Source organism: Hydrogenophaga sp. PML113 (assembly GCF_001777155.1).
GTDB lineage: Bacteria > Pseudomonadota > Gammaproteobacteria > Burkholderiales > Burkholderiaceae_C > Hydrogenophaga > Hydrogenophaga borbori.
On sequence record NZ_MIYM01000005.1, the window covers coordinates 213133 to 236935 of the forward strand.

A 23803-nucleotide genomic window follows, 5' to 3' on the forward strand; every position below is an offset into this window, starting at 1 on the left:
GAACTCTGGAGATAGCTGAATGAAGCTCGCAACCTACCGCGATGGGTCACGCGATGGACAGTTGGTTCTTGTCACTTCCCGACTGGAAGAAGCTGTGTTTGTCTCGGATATAGCCCAGACGCTCCAATGTGCCCTGGACCGATGGGACGCTGTGGAGCGGGACCTGAGGCGTAGGGCTGCCTTACTGGAGGCCGGCCAGCTTGCAGGTGCCTTCCCCTTCCAGGCTTCCATGTGTATGGCGCCTCTGCCTAGGGCCTACCAGTGGGCGGATGGCTCGGCTTATCTCAATCATGTTGAATTGGTTCGCAAGGCTCGGGGTGCTGCCATGCCAGCTGAGCTCTACAGTGATCCCTTGATGTACCAAGGTGGTAGTGACATGCTGTTGGGGCCCACCGATGACATTGTTTTCCAGGATGCATCCTGGGGCATCGACTTTGAGGCCGAACTGGCGCTGATACTGGGCGACTTGCCCGCTGGCGTATCTGCCGAGGCGGCGTCCAAAGGCGCGCGACTTGCCGTTTTGGTCAACGACGTTTCTTTGCGTGATTTGATCCCGACTGAACTGGCAAAGGGTTTTGGCTTCGTCCAGAGCAAACCCGCTTCCGCCTTCTCACCAGTGGCCGTGACGCTCGATGAGTTGGGCCCCGCATGGGATGGGGAACGTGTGCATCTTGACTTGGCGGTCTGGCGCAACAACGAGCAGGTGGGCAATCTGCGCAGCGGAGAGGACATGCACTTCTCGTTCGCTGATCTCGCGTCTCACCTGTGTCGTACTCGCTCCGTTTGTGCCGGTACGTTGCTGGGAGCAGGTACAGTTTCCAATCGCCGCGCGGGCGCTGGGTTCGGCTGCATTGCGGAGAAGCGAATGCTCGAGATCCTGGAAGAAGGCAGGGCGGCGACTCCCTACTTGCAAGATGGCGAGACCGTGCGGATTGAGGCCTTCGACTCTAGCGGTCATACGGTATTTGGTCCTATCCATCAGAAAGTTGTAGTGTCATCGTGTGCCTAGGGGAGAAAGGGCGTTTCGGGGATACCTGAACCGTGTGCGAAGTTCGCTTTCTCCAGTAGCGGGCGCTCTACAAACCGATGGTTTGAAATGGGGGCGTCGGCAGTTTGCAAGTCGGGGCCAACGACGGAAACGGCCTGCAAAGAGAGGGCGTGGTCGATGGGGCTCAGCTGCTCAGTTAGTCAGGTCTCGGGAAGGCCCAGTTGCCGCATGGCATTGGCGATGCGCTGGCGCATGGGGCTTTCTGCGCTGCCTATGGCGAGATACGAGGACACAGTCAGTTCCGGTGCCTCGGCTCGCAACTGGTTCAGGATGGCCTTGCCTTCGTCGAACTGCCCCAGTTCCGCATGAGCCGTCAGCAGCAAACGCAGCGTGGGGACGTGGTGCTTGTGGGCCCTCAAGGACAGGCGGCCACAAGCAACCGCTTGGTCCAACTGGCGATCAGCAAGCAAGGCATTGCCCGTGAGCAGGTCAAAGAAGTATCGCAAGGGGTCGACGGGTGAAAGCGAGCGCGCGACGTACGCCTCGGTCACCGACAGGGAACTGGAGCCCCAGCCAGCGGAATACAGGCTTTTGAATAGCCACGCCATGGGCTCGCTGGGGTTGGCTTCAACGGCCGACGCCAGATAGTGGCTTGCCTGCTGAGGATCGCTCAGCAATTGGCATTGGATGTAGCCTTCCACCGCGAGGGCCATCGCATTCTTGGGTTCGACGTCCAGCGCATGCTGCGTCTGCTCGCGGGCCTGCCTGATGTCGCGGGCCACGTTGCCACTGGTTCCCTTGACCACATTCAAGGCGTGCCACATGGCCAACCACGCACGGGGCAGTGCGTGTTCGGGGTGCCGCATGGTCAACTCGTTCAAGGTTGCGCGCCCACGATCGAAGGCCTTGATGGAATGGCTGTGCACCATCGAAATTCCGGCCAGCATGAGAAAGCTGCTGTCCAGGCTCGGCAGCGGACGCGTCAAGGCCTGGCTCACGTGCGCCTTGTCCAGCGCCTGCGCCACCGTGCGCGCCAACTCGTGCAGCAGCTCGCTTTGCTCCTGCAGCAGATCGCTCAGCGCGTGCTGCAAGTGACCGGTCCACAGCAGGGTGTGGCTGCGCGCTTCGGCCAGTTCGGCCGTCACAACGAGTTTGTCGTTGCGTATGCTGTAGCTGCCTGACAGAATGAAGGTCGCACCCAGGTGTCGTTCGATCTCGGCGAGTTCGCTACTGCCGCGCAGGGCCGACGTGGATTGCCGCGCGATCACCCGTAAGCCGATGCTGTGGGACAAGCGTGCGATCACGCCATCGGCGATCAACTCGCCGAGCACCCAGTGCTTGACTTCTGGTGCGTTGGCCTGAAAGGGAATAACGGCCAAGGCCGGGCGGAGGTCCTGAGCCTCTGCGGTAAGGCGGTCCGAAATTGCCCCGTGTGTCGGATGGGCTCGGAATAGGCGCACGGGTTGGACGAACGACTCCACCCAATGGCCCAGGTCTTCGAAGTCGGCGTCGAGACCATTTGCCAGCCGATCGCGCAGTTCGGCTGTGACCAGGACTTCGCCGGGCGCGGCCAATGCCGTCAACTCCGAGGTCAGTTGCACGTCGCGATCGACGGGCTCAAGCTGGCCGTGGCCATAGCTGGCCAGATGCGCACCCGCGCGCAAGTGCAAATGCTTCGAGGCATCTGTCCGCCCATTCAAAGCATCAGCCAGCTGATTCAGCGCAAAGGCCGCCTGCACGCAGTGGCGAGCGTCGGCAAATTCCATCATCAGGCCGTGGTTCGTTTGTCTGACGATGTGCCCCTTGTGGTGCGACAGCAACTGCCAATACGCATCGCCCGCCCAATGCTGAAGTCGGTCCATGAGCGGATCGGATCCGCCCCAGGTACCTGTCGTGTTGTCGGCGATGTCCATCGCCATCAGTGGGCGTTCTTCGATTCGGGAACTGGGGAAGGTGGTGTCGGCGGCACTCATGGCGTGATCTCAGGACTGAATGCGGTTGTTCCTTGAAAAGGGAGCGGATTTCGCCGGATCGATGCCGGCGAGCACACTGGCGATGAGGATGCCCGAACTGACCAGGACTACCGCCATTGCCTCATGAGGATGAATGCCATCGCCGACGATGGCCCGGCCAAGGAACATGGACAACACGGGGATGGCAGCGAAGAAGACGGCAACGCGTTGGCTGCCGAGTTGGCGCGTGGCGTAGCTGGCCAACAGGACAGCGCAGGCCCCCATGCCGAGGCCCTGGAAGATTGCCTGAGTCAGCACCTCTGAAGCGGGCGCGGTCCAGAGTGCAGACGACGCAGGCGATGCCAGCAGCAACAGTCCCCCAACGATGCCCGAATACACCGCCACCAATGCCGCGGCCTGCATGGGGTCCACCTCATGTTGCTGGACATAAACGAGGTAGGCCGCTGCCAGTGCCGACGACAGCAGAAAGAACAGGTCGCCAATCCATATCCGGCTGTCGAAGGACGTCCACGACGAATAGCCCAGCAGCATTAGCGCGCCCATGGCGATCAAGGCAAGACCCAGCGTTTGTCGCCAGTCTGGCGCTGCCCCGTACCCCAGTCGGCGCCATAGCATGACCCACACCGGGAGAAAGCCTGGCCCCAAGGCAGACGCATGACTGGCGGGGGAGAACTGAAGGCCGGCGATCGCTGTCAGGTGCATTCCCCAGCCGTGCAGAAAGGCGAGAGCCAAGCCCGTCACCGCCAGTTTCCTAGGCAACTGCCGCCAATGGATCAGCAGGAATGGCAGAAACACCAGCCCGCCGATGCCGCAGCGCAGCAGGACCAGATCCAGGGGGCCCAGATGGTGCGTGAGGGACAGCCGCGTGACCGCTGGCGCGCTGGACGCCAGAAGCACCACAGCCACTGTGGCTCCGTAGGCGTTCAAGCGACGGTTGGATGGCGCGAATTGCACGGTACTCCCCCTGGTGGTCTGATCGACCCGGCTCGCGAGCGGGCCAGTCTAGTCCTTTCTTTGAAACTTTCAGGAGATTCTGATGAACATCACTCAAAGCTCATCTTCGAACCGTTCCACCGAGAAAAAGGCCGTCATTGGCGGGGGGTGGATCACCGCGCCAGCTGTGGCGGCGCATGTGCGCCGGCATCTGGCCGATGCGGAATATCGGGCACCGCAACAGCCTGCGGGCGGTGATAGAAAGGCGCTCATCGGCGGCGGCTGGATCACAGCGCCTGCTGTCGCTGCGCATATGCGGCAGAAAATGCGGACCACGACCCAGCGCTGAACCTTTCAGAGAAGCACTCACCATGCCCCAGCAGCCGGATAGGCAACAGCAACCCACCATCAAGTTCCACCGCATCTATCCGGCTGCCATCTCGCCCATGCGGGCCGACAAGTCCGCGCTGGGCCTGATGCCCACGATGGCTTATCGCCATTGCGAGGCCATGCGAGTGGCCTCTTCTTTCGGTTGGTATGCCTTTCCGGCGGAGGAAGTCCACCTCCGCTGGAACGGCGCCGACGTTTTCGTCAGGGAAGGTGGCGGCCAGTGGCAGCCACTGGTGCGGTCCGAGTTGCCGGGGTTCGCGGATCACTGGAACGAACACGCGCCCGAGGACCTGCTGGACCTGGCCCCCCCCTTTCTGACACGCCTGCCCATGCCCGGCCTGGTGCAGGTCTGGACTGGCCTGCTCTGCAGCACCGCCCCCGGCTGGAGTGTGCTGGTGCGGCCGCCGAGCAACATGCGCGGCAGTTTTCTCTATTCCGCGTTCGAGGGGATCATCGAGACCGACCGCTACCGGCCGTGTCCCCTGTTCATGAACATCCAGCTCCTGGCCACCGACGTGGACATCATGCTGCCCAAGACGGTGCCGCTGCTGCAGGTGCAGCCGCTCTTGCGCGAGACCTACGACGAGCGCGCGCATTCGTCACAGGAAGTGGATGGCCTGGGCGCGCAGGAGGACGGCGCGCCGGCCCTGAGTCCGCAGGAGTGGCAGGCCTACCGGCGCACCATCCGCGTCGAGACCGAGGGCCTGCCGCCGGAGTCGGGCCACTACGCCGCCGACACCAGAAAACGGGACAAGTCCGGCGACTGAGGCCGGACACCGCTCACTTCAGCCGCTTGATCAGGCTGGACGTGTCGTAGCGCTGGCCGCCCATGGCCTGCACGTCGGCGTAGAACTGGTCCACCAGCGCCGTGACGGGCAGGCGCGCGCCGTTGCGTTTGGCCTCGTCGAGCACCAGGCCCAGGTCCTTGCGCATCCAGTCCACCGCGAAGCCGAAGTTGAACTCGCCGGCCACCATGGTCTTGCCGCGGTTGTCCATCTGCCAGCTCTGGGCCGCGCCCTTGCCGATGACCTCGAGCACGAGGTTCATGTCCAGCCCGGCCTTCTGGCCGAAGGCGATGGCCTCCGACAGGCCCTGGACCAGGCCGGCGATGCAGATCTGGTTGACCATCTTGGTGAGCTGGCCCGCGCCCGGCGCGCCCATGAGCGTGAAGGCGCGCGAAAAGGCCATGGCCACCGGCTTGACCGCATCGAAGGCCGCCTGGTCGCCGCCGCACATGACGGTGAGCAGGCCGTTCTCGGCGCCCGCCTGGCCGCCCGAGACGGGCGCGTCCACGAAGGCGATGCCCAGCGCCTTGGCGGCGGCGTACAGCTCGCGCGCCACGTTGGCCGAGGCGGTGGTGTGGTCCACGAGGATGGCGCCGGGCTTCATGCCGGCGAGGGCGCCGTCGGCGCCCAGGGTCACCGAGCGAAGGTCATCGTCGTTGCCGACGCAGCAGAAGACGATGTCGGCGCCCGCCGCGGCTTCGCGCGGCGTGGCCTTGAAGGCACCGCCGTGCTGCTGGGCCCAGGCCTCGGCCTTGGCGGTGGTGCGGTTGTAGACGGTGACCTGGTGGCCGGCCACTTTCAGGTGGCCTGCCATGGGGCTGCCCATGACCCCCAGTCCGAGGAAGGCGACGCGGCGCGAGGGAGTGGGTTCGTAGGTCTTGGGGTTCAAGGCGGGTCTCCTGGGTTGGCTGTGGTGCAACCCGGAATGGTACCCAGACCCCAGGTCAGACGATGGTCAGGTGCTCGGTGCCGGCCGCCAGGTCCAGGGTCTTGGCGCGCTGGCTGTTGAGCTTGATCTGCAGGCGCAGGTCGTTGAGCGAGTCGGCGTTGCGCAGCGCGTCCTCGTAGGTGATGAGGTTGGACTCGAAGGCGTCGAACAGGGCCTGGTCGAAGGTCTGCATGCCCATCTGGGTGCTCTTCTTCATCACTTCCTTGATCTCGGCCACTTCGCCCTTGAAGATCAGGTCGGAGATGAGGGGCGAGTTGAGCAGGATCTCGACCGCGGCGTAGCGGCCCTTGTTGTCCTGCCGCGGCACCAGCCGCTGCGAGATCAGCGAGCGCAGGTTGAGCGACAGGTCCATCAGCAGCTGGGCGCGGCGCTCTTCGGGGAAGAAGTTGATGATGCGGTCCAGCGCCTGGTTGGCGCTGTTGGCGTGCAGCGTGGCCAGGCACAGGTGGCCGGTCTCGGCGAACTGGATCGCGTGCTCCATGGTCTCGCGGTCGCGGATCTCGCCCATGAGGATCACGTCGGGCGCCTGGCGCAGGGTGTTCTTGAGCGCCGCCGCCCAGCTCTCGGTGTCCAGGCCGACCTCGCGCTGCGTCACGACGCAGTTCTTGTGCGGGTGCACGAACTCGATCGGGTCTTCCACCGTGACGATGTGGCCGTAGGAGTGCTCGTTGCGCCAGTCGACCATGGCCGCGAGCGAGGTGGACTTGCCCGAGCCGGTGGCCCCCACCAGGATGCACAGGCCGCGCTTGGACATGACCACGTCTTTGAGCACCTGCGGCAGGCCCAGCTTGTCGATCGTGGGCAGCACGGCGGGAATGGTCCGCAGCACCAGGCCGACCTTGCCCTGCTGGATGAAGGCATTGCAGCGAAAGCGCCCGATGGCGGGCGGCGAGATCGCGAAGTTGCACTCCTTGGTGCGCTCGAACTCGGCGGCCTGCTTGTCGTTCATGATGGCGCGCGCCAGCGCCAGCGTGTGGCCCGCCGTCAGCGGCTGAGGCGAGACCTTGGTGACCGCGCCGTCGACCTTGATCGCGGGCGGGAAGTCGGCCGTGATGAACAGGTCGCTGCCGCCGCGGCTGAGCATGAGCCGCAGCAGGTCGTTGATGAATTTGGATGCCTGGTCGCGTTCCATCTGGTGCCCCTTGCCCCGTGTGGGATCAGCCCGGGAAGTTCTCGGGAATCTTGGCCTTGCTGCGCGCCTCGGCCGGGCTGATGATGTTGCGGCGCACCAGGTCGGTGAGGTTCTGGTCCAGCGTCTGCATGCCCGCGCTGTTGCCGGTCTGGATGGCCGAATACATCTGTGCCACCTTGGCCTCGCGGATGAGGTTGCGGATGGCGCTGGTGCCCAGCATGATTTCGTGCGCGGCGACGCGGCCGCTGCCGTCCTTGAGCTTGCACAGCGTCTGCGAAATGACGGCCACCAGCGACTCGGACAGCATGGAGCGCACCATCTCTTTTTCTTCGGCGGGGAAGACGTCGATGATGCGGTCGATGGTCTTGGCGGCGCTGGAGGTGTGCAGGGTGCCGAACACCAGGTGGCCGGTTTCGGCCGCGGTCATGGCCAGGCGGATGGTCTCCAGGTCGCGCATCTCGCCCACGAGGATGGCGTCCGGGTCTTCGCGCAGGGCCGAGCGCAGGGCGTTGGAGAAGCTCAGGGTGTGCGGGCCCACCTCGCGCTGGTTGACCAGGCACTTCTTGGATTCGTGCACGAACTCCACCGGGTCTTCCACCGTGAGGATGTGGCCGTACTCGGTCTCATTGAGGTGGTTGATCATGCCGGCCAGGGTGGTCGACTTGCCCGAGCCCGTGGGCCCGGTCACCAGCACCAGGCCGCGCGGGCGCAGCGCCAGGTCGGCGAAGATCTTGGGCGCGTTGAGCTGCTCCAGCGTGAGGATCTTGCTCGGGATGGTGCGGAACACGGCGCCGGCGCCGCGGTTCTGGTTGAAGGCGTTGACGCGAAAGCGCGCCAGGCCTTCGATCTCGAACGAGAAGTCGCATTCCATGAACTCCTCGTACTGCTTGCGCTGGCTGTCGTTCATGATGTCGTACACCATCGAATGAACGGCTTTGTGGTCCAGCGCGTCGACATTGATGCGTCGCACATCGCCATGCACCCGTATCATGGGCGGCAACCCGGCGGACAAATGAAGATCGGAAGCTTTGTTCTTGACGCTGAATGCCAGCAGTTGGGTGATGTCCATCCCGGGTTTTTCCGTGTGATGAGGGGCAGTTGCAAACGATTATGACGACGATCGCAGGCAATCTCCAGCAAGTGAAGGAGCGCCTGTGGCGCGCTTGCGATGGGGCTTCGCGAGGCAGCGCAGAGGTTACGCTGCTCGCGGTTTCAAAGACCTTCGGACCCGATGCCGTCCGTCAGGCCCATGCCGCCGGCCAGACGGCTTTCGGCGAAAACTATGTGCAGGAAGGCGTCGAGAAGATCGCGCTGGTGGCCGAGTCGCTGCCGCGCGCGGCCATCGAATGGCATTGCATTGGGCCGGTGCAGAGCAACAAGACGCGGCTCGTTGCCGCGCAATTCGATTGGGTGCAATCGGTCGATCGCCTGAAGATCGCGCAGCGCCTGAGCGAGCAGCGCCCGCCCGAGTTGCCGCCGCTCAACGTGTGCCTGCAGGTCAACGTGGACGGGGGGCCGAACAAGGCCGGCGTGCCGCCGGCCGAGCTGCCCGCGCTGGCCGAGGCGGTGGCCGCGCTGCCACGCCTGCGCCTGCGTGGCCTGATGTGCATTCCCGAACCCGCGCCCGACTTCGAGTCGCAGCGCGCGCTGTTCGCGCTGGCGCGCGCGGCCTACGACGACCTGCGCGCGCGGGGCCACGCGCTGGACACCCTGTCGATGGGCATGAGCGAGGACCTGGAGGCCGCGGTGGCGGCGGGCGCCACGATGGTGCGCGTGGGCCGCGCGGTGTTCGGCGCCCGGGCGCCGAAGCCGGTGGCGTCGCCCGCGGCCTGATCGCGCTGTGGGCGCCGGCGATCCCGTGGCCCTGGCCGCTGGCGGCGGACGAGGTCATGCCCTGCCCGTCGAGCCGCTGCCAACGCGGTACTCACCGTCGCATCCCCCGCGGTGTCACAGTGGCAGGCGCGTGCTGGTTTTCACTTCCTCCATCACGGCGTAGGTGCGCGTCTCGCGCACGCCGGGCATCTGCCACAGCACCTGGCCGGCGAAGGCGCGGTAGGCCGCCATGTCGGCCATGCGCGTCTTGAGCAGGTAGTCGAAGCCGCCGGCCACCATGTGGCATTCCAGAATCTCGTCGTGCACCTGCACGGCGGCGCGGAACTGGTCGAAGACATTGGGCGTGGTGCGGTCCAGCAGCACCTCCACGAAGACCAGCAGGCCGCGCCCGAGCTTGTGCGGGTCCAGCCGCGCCTCATAGCCCTGGATGACGCCTTCGCGCTGCAGGCGCTGGGTGCGCGCCAGCACGGCCGTGGCCGACAGGCCCACGGCCTCGGCGAGCTTGAGGTTGGGCAGGCGGCCATCGGCCTGCAGCAGGCGCAGGATCTTGAGGTCGATGCGGTCGAGCTCGGGAGGGGGGTGCATGCCGAGTTATTCTCTTTGAATGGCCAAATAATAGACAAAAATTCATCCAAAAGGCGATCAGGATGCGGGAATTCACTATCTCGCGGACCACCATCGCCATGCTCGACCCCATCCCCCAGGCCCCGCTCCCGCACACCGACCGCCTGCCCGACCCCTACCGCGCCGAAGCCGGCGTGCTCGCCGACCGCCTGGCCGCGCTGGACGGCGCGCTCGACTGGGCCGCGGTGAAGGCCCAGGCCGCGCCCTGGGTGCGCGCGGTGCGCGAGAACCCCCCTCCCTTCTGGGCCCTGGAGCGCCTGCTCACCGAATACCCCATCAGCAGCGACGAAGGCCTGGCCCTGATGCGCCTGGCCGAAGCCCTGCTGCGCGTGCCCGATACCGAGACCGCCATCGCGCTCACCGCCGACCAGCTGGGCCGGGCGGATTTCGACGGGGCGTCCGACGCGGCGATGGCGCGGCTGTCCTCGGCCGCCATCGCGCTGAGCAAGCGGTGCTTGCCCGCCGAGGGTGAGGCCCCCGGCCTGGTGGCGCGCGTGGGCGCGCGCTCGGTGGTGGCGGCCACGCTGCGCGCGGTGCAGTTGCTGGGGCGCCAGTTCGTGCTGGGCGAGGGCATCGAGGACGCGCTGCGCCGCGCCGAGGCCGGGCAGCGTGCCCAGCCCAGGCTGCGCCACAGCTTCGACATGCTGGGCGAGGGCGCGCGCACCGAGGCCGACGCCGCGGATTACCTGGACAGCTACCGCCAGGCGCTGGAGGCCATCGCGCGCCGCGCCGACCCCGCGCGCCACCCCTCGCTCAACGACGGCCTGTCGATCAAGCTCAGCGCCCTGCACCCGCGCTACGAACCGGCCCAGCACAAGCGCGTGATGCGCGAGCTGGTGCCGCGCGTGTGGACCCTGTGCGAACGCGCGGCGCAGGCCTCGCTCAACCTCACCATCGACGCGGAAGAGGTGGAGCGGCTGGAGCTGTCGCTCGATGTCTTCGAGGCCCTGGTCGCTCGCGTGGGGCGCGAATGCCCGCGCTGGGAGGGCCTGGGCCTGGCGCTGCAGGCCTACCAGACGCGCGCGGTCGAACTCATTGGCGAGGTGGCCGCGATCGCGCGGCGCCACGGCGTGCGGCTGATGTGCCGGCTGGTGAAGGGCGCTTACTGGGACAGCGAGATCAAGCGCGCGCAGGAACTGGGGCTGGCCGGCTACCCGGTGTTCACGCGCAAGCACCGCAGCGACCTGAGCTACCTGGCCTGCGCGAGCGCCCTGTTCGACGCCGCCGACGCGGTCTTTCCGCAGTTCGCCACGCACAACGCCGGCACCATCGCCGCCGTCCTGCAGATGGCGCGCCGGCGCGGCACGGCTCGTTTCGAGCTGCAGCGCCTGCACGGCATGGGCGAGGGCGTGTACCGAGAGGTGCTGCGCGAGGGGTCGGTGGGCTGTCGCGTCTACGCCCCTGTGGGCGCGCACCGCGACCTGCTGGCCTACCTGGTGCGCCGCTTGCTGGAGAACGGCGCCAACTCGTCCTTCGTGCACCAGCTCGCCGACGAATCGGTGGGGCTGGACACGCTGCTCGAGTCGCCCTTCGCGCGCTGCGCCGGCGAGGAGGGCGGGCCGGCCTTCGCCCCGCCCCCGCGCCTGTACGGCGTGGCCCGCCCCAACAGCGAAGGCCTGGACCCGGCGGTGGGCGCGCACCGCGAGGCGCTGGCCGCCGCCTGGCGCCAGGCGGCCGTGCCCCTGGTGCCCGAGGCACGGCCCGACGAGATCGCGCCGGCCGTGCGGCGCGCCGTCGAGGCCTTCGAGGCCTGGAACCAGCGCCCGGTGGCCGAGCGCGCCGCCGTGCTGCGCCGCGCCGCCGACGCGATGCAGGCGCGGCTGCCGCCGCTGTGCGCCCTGCTGGTGGCCGAGGCGCGCAAGACCTGGCCCGACGCCATCGCCGAGGTGCGCGAGGCGATCGACTTCCTGCGCTACTACGCGGCCGAGGCCGAGCGCCTGCTGGCGCCGCTGGAGCTGCCCGGCCCGACCGGCGAGCGCAACACCCTGCGCCTGCAGGGGCGTGGCGCCTGGGTCTGCATCAGCCCCTGGAACTTCCCGCTGGCCATCTTCACCGGACAGGTGGCGGCCGCGCTGGTCACGGGCAACACCGTGCTGGCCAAGCCGGCCGAGCAGACGCCCGCGATCGCCTATGAGGCCGTGCGCCTGCTGCACGCGGCGGGCGTGCCGGCCGCGGCGCTGCAGCTGCTGCACGGGCCGGGCGACACCGTGGGCGCCGCCCTGGTGGCCGAGCCCGCCGTGGCCGGCGTGGCCTTCACCGGCTCCACGCCGGTGGCCAAGGCCATCCAGCGCGCGCTCGCGGCCCAGGACGGTCCCATCGTGCCCCTGATCGCCGAGACCGGGGGCGTGAACGCCATGCTGGTGGACAGCAGCGCCCTGCCCGAGCAGGTGGCCGACGCCGTGGTGCAGAGCGCCTTTCGCAGCGCGGGGCAGCGCTGCTCGGCGCTGCGTCTGCTGTGCGTGCACGAATCCATTGCCGACGGCGTGATCGAGATGGTGCGGGACGCGGCCCACGCGTTGGTGGTGGGCGACCCTTCCGATCTGGCCACCGACGTCGGCCCGCTGATCGACGACGACGCCTTCGCCGGCGTGGCGCGGCACCTGGCGCGCCTGCGCGCCACGGCCGTGGCGCTGCTGCCCGAGGGGGAGGACGGGGCCACGCACACCGTGGCGCCGCAGCTGTTCGAGATCCGCGAGGTCGCCGAGGCCTCGCAGGAAATCTTCGGCCCGGTGCTGCAGGTGCTGCGCTGGCGCGGCGACCCGAAAGCCGTGATCGCCCAGGTCAACGCCCTGGGCTACGGCCTCACGCTGGGCCTGCAGACGCGCATCGACAGCCGTGCGCTGGCGCTGGCCGCCCAGGCGCGCGTGGGCAATGTCTACGTCAACCGCAACACCATCGGCGCGGTGGTGGGGGTGCAGCCCTTCGGCGGCGAAGGCCTGTCGGGCACCGGTCCCAAGGCCGGCGGGCCGCATTACCTGCCGCGCTTCTGCGCCGAGCAGACCCTGAGCGTCAACACCACGGCCGCCGGCGGCAACGTGGCGCTGTTCAGCGCGTGAGAAGCGGCCTGTCTCGCGGGGCGGGGCCCGGCGTACAGTCGCGGCCATTCCTCTTCTTCACCCGCGACGCCCCATGGCCGACACCCCCAGCAGCGACCCGCAACGCATCCAGCAGTGGCTCGACGAGCACCGCATCACCGAAGTCGAGTGCCTGATCCCCGACATGGCGGGTCAGGCGCGCGGCAAGATCGTGCCGCGCCACAAGTACGACCCGGCCGTGGGCCTGCGCCTGCCCGAGGCCGTGCTCACCATGACCGTGACCGGCGACTACCCCGAGAAGGACTACACCTCGGTCGCCGACCCCGACATGCAGCTGCGCCCCGACCCGGCCACGCTGCGCCCGGTGCCCTGGGCCAAGGAGCCGACGGCGCAGATCATCCACGACTGCTTCTCTTTCGATGGCAAGGCGGTGGACCTGTCGCCGCGCAACGTGTTGCGCCGCGTGCTCAAGCTGTATGAGGACGAGGGCTGGAAGCCCATCGTGGCGCCCGAGATGGAGTTCTACCTGGTGCAGGTCGAGCCCGACGAGGACATTCCACTCAAGGCCCCGGTGGGGCGCACACGCCGCAGCGAAGCGGGCATGCAGAGCTTCTCGATGGACGCCATCAACGAGTACGACGACATCTTCGACGTCATGTACGACTGGTGCGAGGCCGAAGGCATCCAGCTCGACACCCTCATCCACGAGATGGGCACGGCGCAGATGGAGATCAACCTGGACCACGGCGACCCGTTGCCGCTGGCCGACCAGGTTTTCCTGTTCAAGCGCACCATTCGCGAGGTGGCGATCCGCCACCAGATGTACGCCACCTTCATGGCCAAGCCCATGCAGGGCCAGCCGGGCAGCGCCATGCACATCCACCAGAGCGTGGTGGGGCTGGCCGACGACCAGAACATCTTCAGCCGCGCCGACGGCGAAGCCTCCGACCGCTTCTTCCATTTCATCGGCGGCCTGCAGACCTACCTGCCGGCGGCCATCGCCTTCTTCGCGCCCTATGTGAACTCGTACCGGCGCCTGTCGCGCTACACCTCGGCGCCCATCAACCTGAGCTGGGGCTACGACAACCGCACCTGCGGGCTGCGCGTGCCGCATTCGGTGCCGCAGGCGCGGCGGGTGGAAAACCGGCTGGCGGGGGTGGACGTGAACCCCTACCTGGCGCTGGCGGCCAGCCTGGCCTGCGGCTACCTGGGCATGAAGCAGGGCATCAAGCCCACCGATCCCCTGTCGGGCAGCGCCTACGAGCAGCCGCACCAGCTGCCGCGCCACCTGGACGACGCGGTCGAGAACCTCATGCGCTGCGCGCCGCTGGTGGAGCTGTTCGGCGAGCACTTCATCCAGACCTACGCGGCGATCAAGGACACGGAATACCGCGAGTACTTCGACGTGGTCAGCCCTTGGGAGCGGCGCTTCCTGCTGCTCAACGTCTGAGGCGGGCGGGCGCGCTCAGCCCACCACCACCATGCCCGACACGGGGTTGGACAGCAGCGCGTCCAGCGCCTCGACGGGCAGCGGCTTGGCGAACAGGTGGCCCTGGAACTGGTCGCAGCCCTGGTAGGCCAGGAAGTCGCGCTGCTCGATCGTCTCCACGCCCTCGGCCACCACCTGCAGGCTCAGCGACTGCGCCAGCGCAATGATGGCGCGCGAGATCGCCGCGTCGTTCGGGTCGGTCAGCACGTCGGCCACGAAGGCGCGGTCGATCTTCAGCTGGTCCAGCGGCAGCCGCTTGAGCAGCGACAGCGAGGAGTAGCCCATGCCGAAGTCGTCCAGCGAGAGTGTCACGCCGAGCGACTTCAGCATGCCCATCTTTTCGATGGTGATCTCCATGCGGTCGGCCAGCAGGCTCTCGGTGAGCTCCAGCTTCAGCCGCTGCGGCCGGATGCCGCTGGCGCGGATGCAGGCCATCACCGAGTCCACGAAGTCCGGGTGGCGGAACTGGCGCACGCTCACGTTGACGGCGATGCTGAGGTTGGCCGTCTCCGGCCGCTTGGACCAGGCCGCCAGTTGCCCGCAGGCCGTCTCCAGCGCCCACAGGCCCAGTGGCAGGATCAGGCCGGTGTCCTCGGCCACGGGAATGAAGGCCGCTGGCGAGAGCAGGCCGCGCTCCGGGTGGTTCCAGCGCAGCAGGGCCTCCACGCCGATGATCATGCCGGCCTTGTCCACCTGCGGCTGGTAATGCACCACGAACTCGCGCCGGCGCAGGCCGTCGCGCAGGTCGGACGCGGTGCGCGCGTTGTCGCTCATTTCGGCCTGCATCGCGGGGTCGAAGAAGGACAGCGTGTTGCGGCCCATGGACTTGGCCTGATACATCGCCAGGTCGGCCTGCTTGAGCAGATCGCCCACGTCGGCCTGCGTGCCGTGGAAGATGGTGACGCCGATGCTGGGCGTGGCGAAGTGCTGGTGTCCGGTGAGCGCGAAGGGCTCGCGCAGGGTCTGCAGCACCTTGTTGGCCAGCACGCGCGCCTTGTGCGCCGCCGCCACCGGACTGGGACTGAGGTCGTCGGCCATCACCACGAACTCGTCGCCGCCCAGGCGCGCCACCAGGTCGGTCTTGCGCACGCTGGAGGTCAGGCGCTGCGCGACCTTCTTGAGCAACTGGTCCCCCATCTGGTGGCCCAGGGTGTCGTTGAGGATCTTGAAGTTGTCCAGGTCGATGAACAGCAGCGCGCCGTGCTGGCCGCTGCGCGCGCTGCTGGCCAGGGCCTGCTGCAGCCGGTCGAGCAGCAACTGGCGGTTGGGCAGGTCGGTCAGCGGGTCGTAGAAGGCCAGGTGGCGGATCATGTCCTCGGCCGTCTTGCGCTGCGTGATGTCGCGCCCCACCGCCACCCAGTGCGTCACCTCGTCCGCGCTGGGCTGCACCGACACCACCTCCAGCTCGACCCAGAACAGCGCGCCGTTCTTGCGCCGCACCATCAGCTCGGTGCGCGCCTTCTGCGTGTCGCGCAGGCCGCGCGAGATCTCGCGCAGCTTGGACACCGCCGGGTCCAGGTCGAGCAGCATACCGGGCGACTGGCCCAGCACCTCGGCGCGCGAGTAGCCCGTGTGCAGCTCGAAGGCGTCGTTGACGAAGACGATCTTGGGCTCGTTGCGCAGCTCCTGCGCGCCGGTCTCGGCGATCAGCACGATGTCGTTGAGCCGCGCGACGCTGGTCTCCAGCAGCATCAGCTGTTCCTGCGAGCGGCGGCGTTCGGTCACGTCGCGGAAGTACACGGCCAGGCCTTCGGCGAAGGGATAGGCCCGCACCTCCAGCCATTTGCCCAGGGTGGCGAACCAGTCCTCCAGCTCCACGCGCCGGTTGGTCTGCAGCGCGCGGCCCAGGTGTTCCTTCAGGCGCTGCGCGACGCTGGGCGCGAAACCGTGCCAGACCTCCACGCCCAGCAGGTCGGCCGTGGTTTTTTGCAGCAGGCGTTCGCTTTCCTGGTTGAGGTAAGTGAAGCAGCACTGGCGGTCCAGCGTGACGAAGGCCTCGGTGATGCTGGCCAGCGTGGTCGTCAGGCGCATGGCCAGGCGCAGGGTTTCCTGCTGGGCCTGCTTGGTGGCCGAGATGTCGTGCACGGTCACCTGCACGCGCATGGGGTCCCCGTTGTCGTCGAGCACGGCGGCGCCCACGACTCGCACCCACTTGGGTCCGCTCGTCTCGATCAGCACCTGCACCTCTTCGTCGAAGGGGTCGGCGCTGGCGGCGCAGCGCTCCAGCCGCTGGCGCAGGCCCTGGCGCCACTCGGGCGCATGGTGTTCCAGCAGGTCCTCCAGGGTGCGCGGCTGGGCCTCGGGGCCGAGGCCCAGCAGGCTCAGCAGGCCGGGCGAGCAGTCCACCCGCTCGCCCGAGGTCTCCACCGACCAGCTGCCCAGGCCCGCGGTGCGCTCCACCAGCTCGATCTGGCCCTGGTGGCGGCGCTGCATCGCCACCTGCGTGGCCAGCAGCTCGCGCTGGCGGCGCTGGGTCAGCACCAGGTCGGCCGCCGTTTCGCTCACCAGGCCGATGCCGATTTCGTTGCGGCGCTCTTCCCGCGGGTGGTGGTCCAGCAGCAGCAGGAAAGCGCCCGGCGCGCGGGCCAGCGGCAGCCAGTGCAGGTGGTGGACGGCGCGGCGGCCGCGGCCCAGCTCCAGCGGGACCCAGCGCGATTCGCGGTTGGTGTCGCCCACCCAGGCCTCCTGCGGGCCCAGCGTGTGGACGATGTCCAGGGCGAGCGCCTCCATGGGGGCATCCAGCCCCCAGCGGCCCAGCACGCGAACACCTGTTTCCAAGCGTTCCAGCAACAAGGCCGCCGAGACACGGCCTTCGCGCGCGGCCAGGTGGGCCACGCGGTCGAAGGCCTCGCGCGGCTCGGGAAGCCGAGTGGCATCGGCGGTCGGCACATTTGAGGGACGGGCGGTGGGCATGATGGCCTTAGGATAGCGAGCCTGGCGCGGCCCGCGACCAGCCGGCGTTGCCGGGCGGCATTCGCCATTCGTGAACTACCGCACGCCACGCCGCGCAGCGACGGATTTTTGTAACAGACTTGTGACTTTTTGTAGCCTCTGCCCTAGCATCCGACCCATTGTCATTGGTGCACCGCGATTCAAGGACACACTCCATGCAAGCCATGTCCACCACTGACATCCGAACGGATGGGGGAGCCCGCAAGGTGAGCGCACTCGCAGAACTCCGGCAGCACAACGATGTGTCGAGCCTGAAATCGGCCCTGCACCAGCTGTGCAGCGAATTCGGCCGCATTTCGCGGCTGGACATCCTCACGGCCATGCACGAAGGCACCAAGCAGGCCATCTGCTTTCTGCGCATGGAACGCCCCGAGCAGGAACAGCAGCTCATGAAGACCCTGGGCGTGGGTCGTTTCGGTGGTGAGGTGGTGTTCGTGCTCAACCTCAACGTGCCGAGCAAGCAGAACGACTTCGGCCCCTCGTCGCAGTGGTGCGACTCCGACATCTACTGAGCGGCTTCGGGGCACGCTCCCACCTCCCCTAGACCTTGCGCTCGCCGCTCCAGGCCCAGGTCGTCCAATGGCTGGTGCAGCCGGGCGATCCGGTTCGCCTGGGCCAGCCGCTGCTGGTGGTCGAGGCCATGAAGATGGAGCATGAGCTCCCGGCGGAGCGCGACGGCCGCCTGGCCGACCGCCTGGTGGCCCCGGGCGACACCGTGAACGCGGGCGATCCGCTCTGGCGCATCGAGCCGCTGGTGGTGCCGGCACCGTCCCCCGCCGCCGAGCCTCCATCGCCCGCCGCTCCCGCCGCCGACAGCGAAGCGCTGCATCGGCTGCGCGCGCGGCTCGCCCTCGTGGAAGACGCCGCGCGTCCCGAGGCCGTGGCGCGGCGCCATGCGCTGGGCCTGCGGACCGCGCGCGAGAACGTCGCCGACTTGTGCGACCCGGGCAGCTTCATCGAATACGGCGCGCTCGCCGTGGCCGCCCAGGCCGCGCGCCGCAGCGAGGCCGAGCTGATCGCGCAGACGCCGGCCGATGGCCTGGTCACTGGCATCGGCGCGGTCAATGGCGCGCTGTTTGGCGCCGAGCGCTCGCGCACGGCCGTGCTGGCCTACGACGCCACCGTGCTGGCCGGCACCCAGGGCATGCGCAACCACCAGAAGACCGACCGCCTGCTGGGCATCGCGCTCGACCAGCGCCTGCCCGTGGTGCTATTCGCCGAGGGCGGTGGGGGCCGGCCGGGCGACACCGACATGCCCATCGTGGCGGGCCTGCACGTGGGCACCTTCGCGGCCATGGCGCGCCTGTCGGGGCGGGTACCGAGCATCGGCATCGCGGCCGGCCGCTGCTTCGCGGGCAACGCGGCCCTCTTGGGCTGCTGCGACCTGGTCATCGCCACGCGCGGCAGCAACATCGGCATGGGCGGCCCGGCCATGGTCGAGGGCGGTGGCCTGGGCCGCTTCCCGCCCGAGGCGATCGGCCCGGCCCAGGTGCAGCACGCGAATGGCGTGATCGACCTGCTGGTGGACGGCGAGGCGCAGGCCGTGGCCGCGGCGCGCCGCGCCCTGGCCTTCTTCCAGGGCCGTGTGGCGCCGGTGCCCTCGCCGCCGCCCGAGCGGCTGCGCGAGGCCTTGCCCGCCAGCCGCTCGCGCAGCTACGACAGCCGCGCGGTCCTGCATGGCCTGGCCGACGGCGGCAGCGCGCTCTGGCTGCGCGAAGGCTTCGGCCTGGGCATCCATACAGCGTTGGCGCGCTTCGACGGCCGCGCGGTGGGCGTGCTGGTGAACAACCCGCGGCACCTGGGCGGCGCCATCGATCCCGACGCGGCCGACAAGGCCGCGCGGTTCATGCGCTGGTGCGATGCCCATGGCCTGCCGCTGCTGAGCCTGGTCGACACGCCGGGCTTCATGGTCGGCCCCGAGGTCGAGGCGCGCGCCCAGGTGCGGCACGCGAGTCGCCTGTTCGTGGCGGCGGCGGCCTTGCGCGTGCCGTTCTTCAGCGTGGTGTTGCGCAAGGGCTTTGGCCTGGGCGCCATGGGGATGACGGCCGGCGGCTTCCATGCGCCGGGCTTCACCGTGGCCTGGCCGGGCGCCGAGTTCGGCGCCATGGGGCTGGAAGGGGCGGTGCGCCTGGGCTACCGCAAGGAACTGGAGGCGGTGCCCGAGGGGCCGCAGCGCCAGGCGCTGTTCGATGAACTGCTGGCGCGCCAGATCGCCCAGGGCGCGGCGATTCCCATGGCCACCACGCTGGAGATCGACGCCGTCATCGACCCGGCGGACACGCGGGCCTGGCTGTTGCGCGGGCTGGAAGGCGCCAAGCTGCGCGACGGGCCGGCCGTGCGCACCGTGGACCCGTGGTAAGGCGCCGCTAGAGCAGCTCGCCGAAACCGGTGCTGCGCACGCCCGCGGTGGCCAGCGGCGGCGCGGTCTGGTTGATGTTCACCCAGAACTCGCACACGTGTTTCATGGCGCTGAGGAACTGCGAGAACTCGGTCGGCTTGGCGATGTAGGCGTTGGTGCCGGCGTCGTAGGCGCGCAGCAGGTCGCTGGGCTCGGTGGACGAGGTGAGCACCACCACGGGGATGTTGTGCAGGATGTCCGAGCTTTTGATCTCGCGCAGCACGCCGATGCCGTCGAGCAACGGCATCTTCAGGTCCAGCAGCACCAGCACGGGGTTGCTGCCCGGGCGGTTGGCGAACTGGTTGCGCCGGAACAGGTAGTCCAGTGCCTGCATGCCGTCGGAGACGTGCGTCACGCGGCCGTCCAACCCGTGGCGCGAGAGCGCGAGCTTGGTGAGTTCGGCGTCGTCGGGGTTGTCCTCGACGAGAAGGATGGCATCGGCGGTCTTGTTCATGGTTCCAGGGGGGCCGGCATGGAATCGGTGGGATCGGGTGCTCGGGGGCCGTCGATGGGAAGGGCGAAATGGAAGACGCTGCCTTCACCCAGGCGGCTTTCCGCCCAGATGCTGCCGCCATGGCGCTCCACGATACGACGGGTCAGGGCAAGGCCGATGCCTGTGCCCTCGAATTCCGACGCGCGGTGCAGGCGCTGGAACACGCCGAAAAGTTTCTGCGCGTACTTGGTGTCGAAGCCGACGCCGTTGTCGCGCACGGAGAAGGTGTAGCCGCGCACCGGGTCCAGGTGCCAGCTGACCCCGATGACGGCGCGCTCGCGTGGCCGCGTGTACTTGAAGGCGTTGCCCAGCAGGTTGGCCCAGACCTCTCGCAGCAGCAGGGCGTCGCCGTGCACGATGGGCAGGTCGGAAGCGATCTGCCAGTCCACCACGCGGCCGTCGGTGTCGTGCGCAAGCTGCGAGACCACGGCGCTGACGAGGTGGTTGAAGTCGACCGGCGCGATGTTCACCGCCGCGCGCCCCAGGCGCGAGAAGGCCAGCAGGCCATCGATGAGCTGGCTCATGTGGCGCGCCGAGTTGCCGATGGTGGCGAGGTAGCGCGTGGTGGTTTCGTCGCGCTGCAGGCCCAGGTGCTCTTCCAGCAGGCTCACGAAGCTGGAGATGTGGCGCAGCGGCGAGCGCAGGTCGTGCGAGACCGAGTAGGAGAAGGACTCGAGGTCCCGGTTGGCGGCCAGCAGCTGCTCGGTGCGTTCGACGACGCGCTTTTCCAGCTCGTCGTTGATGTTGCGCATGAGGTCATCGAGCTGCTTCGCGTCCGTCATGTCGCGGTTGATCTTGGCGAAGCCCTTGAGGTCGCCGCGCTGGTCGCGCAGGGCGATCAGCACCGAGTGCGACCAGTAGCGCGAGCCGTCCTTGCGCAGCTGCCAGCTCTGCACGTCGTGCTGGCCGCGCGAGGCGGCCAGGCGCAGCATGCGCTCGGCGTCGGCGCGGCCGGCGGCTTCGTCCACCGGGTCGAACAGCACGCCGTAGTGGCGGCCCAGCATCTGCACGGGCGAGTAGCCGTCCATGCGCTGGGCGCTGTCGGTCCAGTCGGTGATGAAGCCGTTGGCGTCGAGGAAGAAGATGCAGTAGTCGCGCAGGTTGTCCACCATCAGGCGGAAGCGCTGCTCGCTTTCCAGCAGCTCGGCCGAGCGTTCCTGGATGCGCTGCTCGAGCTCCTCGTTCAGGTGGCTGACGCGCTCCTCGACGCGCTTGCGATCGGTGATATCGATGATCTGCACGAACACACCGCGGACCTTGCCGTCCGGCCCTGGGTCGGGCAGGTAGTTCGCGCTCATGAAGATCGGCGTGCCGTCGGGCATGCGGCGCCAGGCCTCGAAATGCTGCGAGGTGCCGGCCAGGGCGCCGCGCATGCGCGGCTCGATGTCGGCCCAGATGTCGGGGGCGACGCAGCGGCTCAGGTGCTGGCCGACGATGCGCTGCGGGTCCATGCCGTAGACCCGCAGGTGCTCGGCGTTGGCGAAGCGGAAGTGCAGGTCCGCATCGAGGTAGGCGATGAGGCCTGGCACGCGGTCGGTGATGGACTGCAGGAAATGCTGCTGGCGGCGCAGCGCGTCCTCGGCCGCCCGGCGGCGGGTGATGTCGACCACCGTGGTGTTGCTGCGCAGGAAACGGCCCTGCGCATCGCGCACCGTGGTGGACGAGACCAGCGCGTAGAAGCGCGTGCCGTCGCGGCGCAGCATCTCGTATTCCACACCGTCGAGCGCGTCGTCCTGCAGCATGCGGTGCATGTGCGAATCGAGCAGCGGCACCTGGTGCGGCGGGATCACGTCGCGGAAGTTGAGCTTGCCCACCACCTCGTCGCGCGTGTAGCCCAGCCACTCCAGCTCGGTGTCGTTGATCGAGACGAATATGCCGTCGATGTCGAGCGAGTGGTAGCCGCAGGGCGCGCGGTTGTACAGGGCGTTGGCTTGTTCGAGCGCGCGCGCGAGCCGCTGGTTGGCCTGCGAGACACGGTCTTCCGAGGCCTTGCGCTCGGTGATGTCGATCATCTGGATGATCAGGCCCTGCACCTGGCCATCCATCTGGAAAGGGATGTACTCGATGCTGGCGTAGTACGGCTCGCCGCCGGGGAAGCGGCGCTCGCCTTCGAAACGCTGCGGCTCGCCCGCGAGCGCGGCGCTCAGGCGCTCGCGCACGGACTCGTAGACCTTGCGGTCGGCGATCTCGCTCAGGTGCAGGCCGACCACCGAGTCGTGCGAGCGGTCTTCCCGCCAGCGGGTGTAACTGGCATTGGCGAAGCGGCAGATGAGGTCGCGGTCGAAGAAGGCGATCTGCACCGGCGCGTTGTCGCTGATGGTCTGCATGAACCGGCTCTGCGCGGCCAGCGCCTGCTGCGCCGCCTTCAGGGCGGTGATGTCGATCAGTGTGTTGTTGGAGCGCAGGAAGCGCCCCTTGCTGTCGCGCACGGCCGTGCTGCTGACGAGCGCCGAGAAGGTGCTGCCGTCGCGGCGGCGCACCACGGTCTCGATCGGGTCGAGCTTCTCGCCGGCGACCAGGCGGTTCAGGCGCTCCAGCACCTGTTCCTGGTTGCCGTCGCCGGGCGGCACCATGTCGCGCACGTTCAGCTTGCCGATCACCTCGTGGCGCTCGTAGCCGAGCCAGTCGAGTTCGGTGCGGTTGATGAGCACCAGGGTCCCGTTGGCGTCGAACGAGTGGTAGCCGCAGGGGGCCTGGTTGTAGAGCGCCTGCGCCTCGGCCAGCGACATGCTCACGCGCTCCTTGGCTTCGGCCAGTTCCTCGGTGCGTTCCTTGACGCGCTTTTCGAGCTCGGCATTGAAGCGGCGGATCTCGTCCTGCTGCTGGTGCAGTTCGGTGATGTCGCGCGAGACGGCCAGCAGCATGGCGGGCTGGCCTTGGGCGTCGCAGATCGGCGTGAGCGCGGTGTCCCACCACTTGGGCGTGCCCTTGAAGGTGTTGCCGAAGGCGACGAAGCGCGAGCCCTTGCCTTGCCGCGCGGCGGCGACGGCGTCGCGCGCGAGCGTGCCGCCCTCGTCGGGCCACCAGGTGGTCCAGTCGCTCAGGCGAACTTCTTCGAAATCGTCCACCTCGACCAGGCGGCAGCCCTGCTCGGTCATTTGCACCACGCGGCCTTCCAGGTCGAGCACCTTGGTGCAGTCGGGGCTGCTGGCGATGATCTGGCGGTTGAGTTCGTCCTTGATGCGGGCCTCGGCCTCGAGCACGCGCATCGGGGTGATGTCCTGCACGAAGCCGAGCTGGCTGACGACGCGGCCGCTGGCGTCGCGCAGCGGGGCGTTGCGCGTCAGCACGTACACGGTCTCGTTGCCCGGCTTGACGATGCGGAACTCGACGTTGAGGCTCTCGCCGCGCGAGATGCCGCGCACCCAGGCGGCCTGCACGCGCTCCAGGTCTTCGGGGTGCACGCGGGCGAGCCAGCCGAAGTTGGGAAAGTCCTCGCGCTGCAGGCCGAAGATCTGCTGCAGCTGGCTGTCGATGTGGGTCAGCAGCCCGCCCTCGTCGGTGCGAAACACGCCGATGGGGAACACGCTCGCGAGCGCGGCGAACAGGGCCTCGAACTCCAGTTTGGCCTGGGCGGGACGGCCGTCGCGGTCGGCGTCCAGGGCCGAGACCAGCGACAGCGGCAGGTCGGCGCGCAGCCCCGGCTGGCTCGCGTCGGCCGCCGGGTTCAGGCCGCTGAGCTGCTGCGCGTAGCGCTGGCGCAGGTACTCGTTCTCGGCGCGCAGCGTGCGCAGCTCCAGCTGCATGGCCCGCTCGCGTTCGCTGACGCCCGCCTCGCCGTCGCGGCGGGCCAGGGGCGCATCGGTGGGCGAAAGGCGGGCGCTCATTG

At 68.2% G+C, this 23803-nt stretch carries 16 protein-coding genes and 1 pseudogene; 8 read left to right on the forward strand and 9 right to left on the reverse strand.

Annotation, left to right across the window (positions count from 1 at the left end; translation table 11 throughout):
- Positions 1 to 19: 19 nt before the first annotated feature.
- Positions 20 to 1009, forward strand: a complete 990-nt coding sequence (locus BHU06_RS22125) for a fumarylacetoacetate hydrolase family protein (RefSeq protein WP_083293189.1) — start codon at positions 20 to 22, stop codon at positions 1007 to 1009.
- A 179-nt stretch (positions 1010 to 1188) separates the two neighbouring features.
- On the opposite strand, the gene BHU06_RS11985 is transcribed toward BHU06_RS22125, so the two are convergent.
- On the reverse strand, positions 1189 to 2961 hold the full coding sequence (locus tag BHU06_RS11985) for a hypothetical protein (RefSeq protein WP_070399413.1): 1773 nt from the start codon (positions 2959 to 2961) through the stop codon (positions 1189 to 1191).
- Between the two features lie 9 nt (positions 2962 to 2970).
- A complete protein-coding gene (locus BHU06_RS11990) occupies positions 2971 to 3888 on the reverse strand; it encodes a DMT family transporter (protein ID WP_175442843.1) in 918 nt (305 codons plus the stop codon).
- 109 nt (positions 3889 to 3997) lie between these two features.
- Here BHU06_RS11990 and BHU06_RS22525 point away from each other — a divergent pair, with 109 nt between their 5' ends.
- Both BHU06_RS22525 and BHU06_RS11995 read left to right on the forward strand, forming a co-directional pair.
- Entirely contained in the window at positions 3998 to 4243 is a 246-nt protein-coding gene (locus BHU06_RS22525) for a hypothetical protein (RefSeq protein ID WP_139147057.1), read from the forward strand.
- 22 nt (positions 4244 to 4265) lie between these two features.
- A complete protein-coding gene (locus tag BHU06_RS11995; RefSeq protein WP_070399415.1) occupies positions 4266 to 5051 on the forward strand; it encodes a hypothetical protein in 786 nt (261 codons plus the stop codon).
- A gap of 13 nt (positions 5052 to 5064) precedes the next feature.
- On the opposite strand, the gene BHU06_RS12000 is transcribed toward BHU06_RS11995, so the two are convergent.
- From BHU06_RS12000 to BHU06_RS12010, 3 genes are read right to left on the reverse strand one after another with little or no spacing between them, the layout of a single operon-like run.
- Positions 5065 to 5958 (reverse strand): NAD(P)-dependent oxidoreductase, encoded by an 894-nt coding sequence (locus tag BHU06_RS12000; protein ID WP_175442844.1) that lies wholly within the window; start codon positions 5956 to 5958, stop codon positions 5065 to 5067.
- A 55-nt stretch (positions 5959 to 6013) separates the two neighbouring features.
- The gene (locus tag BHU06_RS12005) at positions 6014 to 7150 is read right to left on the reverse strand and encodes a PilT/PilU family type 4a pilus ATPase (RefSeq protein ID WP_070399417.1); all 1137 of its coding nucleotides are present in this window, start codon (positions 7148 to 7150) and stop codon (positions 6014 to 6016) included.
- A 25-nt stretch (positions 7151 to 7175) separates the two neighbouring features.
- The gene (locus BHU06_RS12010; protein WP_070399418.1) at positions 7176 to 8219 is read right to left on the reverse strand and encodes a type IV pilus twitching motility protein PilT; all 1044 of its coding nucleotides are present in this window, start codon (positions 8217 to 8219) and stop codon (positions 7176 to 7178) included.
- A gap of 41 nt (positions 8220 to 8260) precedes the next feature.
- Here BHU06_RS12010 and BHU06_RS12015 point away from each other — a divergent pair, with 41 nt between their 5' ends.
- Positions 8261 to 8983 (forward strand): YggS family pyridoxal phosphate-dependent enzyme, encoded by a 723-nt coding sequence (locus BHU06_RS12015; protein WP_070399419.1) that lies wholly within the window; start codon positions 8261 to 8263, stop codon positions 8981 to 8983.
- A 114-nt stretch (positions 8984 to 9097) separates the two neighbouring features.
- Here BHU06_RS12015 and BHU06_RS12020 read toward each other — a convergent pair whose 3' ends face one another.
- A complete protein-coding gene (locus BHU06_RS12020; RefSeq protein ID WP_070399420.1) occupies positions 9098 to 9568 on the reverse strand; it encodes an Lrp/AsnC ligand binding domain-containing protein in 471 nt (156 codons plus the stop codon).
- A 98-nt stretch (positions 9569 to 9666) separates the two neighbouring features.
- On the opposite strand from BHU06_RS12020, the gene BHU06_RS12025 reads away from it, so the two are divergent.
- On the forward strand, positions 9667 to 12663 hold the full coding sequence (locus BHU06_RS12025) for an L-glutamate gamma-semialdehyde dehydrogenase (RefSeq protein ID WP_070399552.1): 2997 nt from the start codon (positions 9667 to 9669) through the stop codon (positions 12661 to 12663).
- A gap of 73 nt (positions 12664 to 12736) precedes the next feature.
- Complete coding sequence (locus BHU06_RS12030; protein WP_070399421.1) at positions 12737 to 14092, forward strand: glutamine synthetase family protein; 1356 nt, start codon at positions 12737 to 12739, stop codon at positions 14090 to 14092.
- A gap of 15 nt (positions 14093 to 14107) precedes the next feature.
- On the opposite strand, the gene BHU06_RS12035 is transcribed toward BHU06_RS12030, so the two are convergent.
- Entirely contained in the window at positions 14108 to 17044 is a 2937-nt protein-coding gene (locus BHU06_RS12035; protein ID WP_070399422.1) for an EAL domain-containing protein, read from the reverse strand.
- Between the two features lie 245 nt (positions 17045 to 17289).
- Between BHU06_RS12035 and BHU06_RS12040 the strand changes: the two genes are divergently transcribed.
- On the forward strand, positions 17290 to 17595 hold the full coding sequence (locus BHU06_RS12040) for an RNA-binding protein (RefSeq protein WP_239478184.1): 306 nt from the start codon (positions 17290 to 17292) through the stop codon (positions 17593 to 17595).
- Positions 17596 to 17630: 35 nt separating this feature from the next.
- A pseudogene (locus BHU06_RS12045) lies at positions 17631 to 19442 on the forward strand (carboxyl transferase domain-containing protein); the annotation flags it as partial.
- A 7-nt stretch (positions 19443 to 19449) separates the two neighbouring features.
- Here the strand turns inward: BHU06_RS12045 and BHU06_RS12050 are convergent.
- Positions 19450 to 19935 (reverse strand): response regulator, encoded by a 486-nt coding sequence (locus BHU06_RS12050; protein WP_070399425.1) that lies wholly within the window; start codon positions 19933 to 19935, stop codon positions 19450 to 19452.
- Positions 19932 to 23801 carry a PAS domain S-box protein gene (locus BHU06_RS12055; protein WP_070399426.1) on the reverse strand — a complete coding sequence of 1290 codons (3870 nt, stop codon included), beginning with the start codon at positions 23799 to 23801 and terminating at the stop codon, positions 19932 to 19934. The genes BHU06_RS12050 and BHU06_RS12055 overlap by 4 nt, the downstream gene beginning before the upstream one ends.
- Positions 23802 to 23803 lie beyond the last annotated feature (2 nt).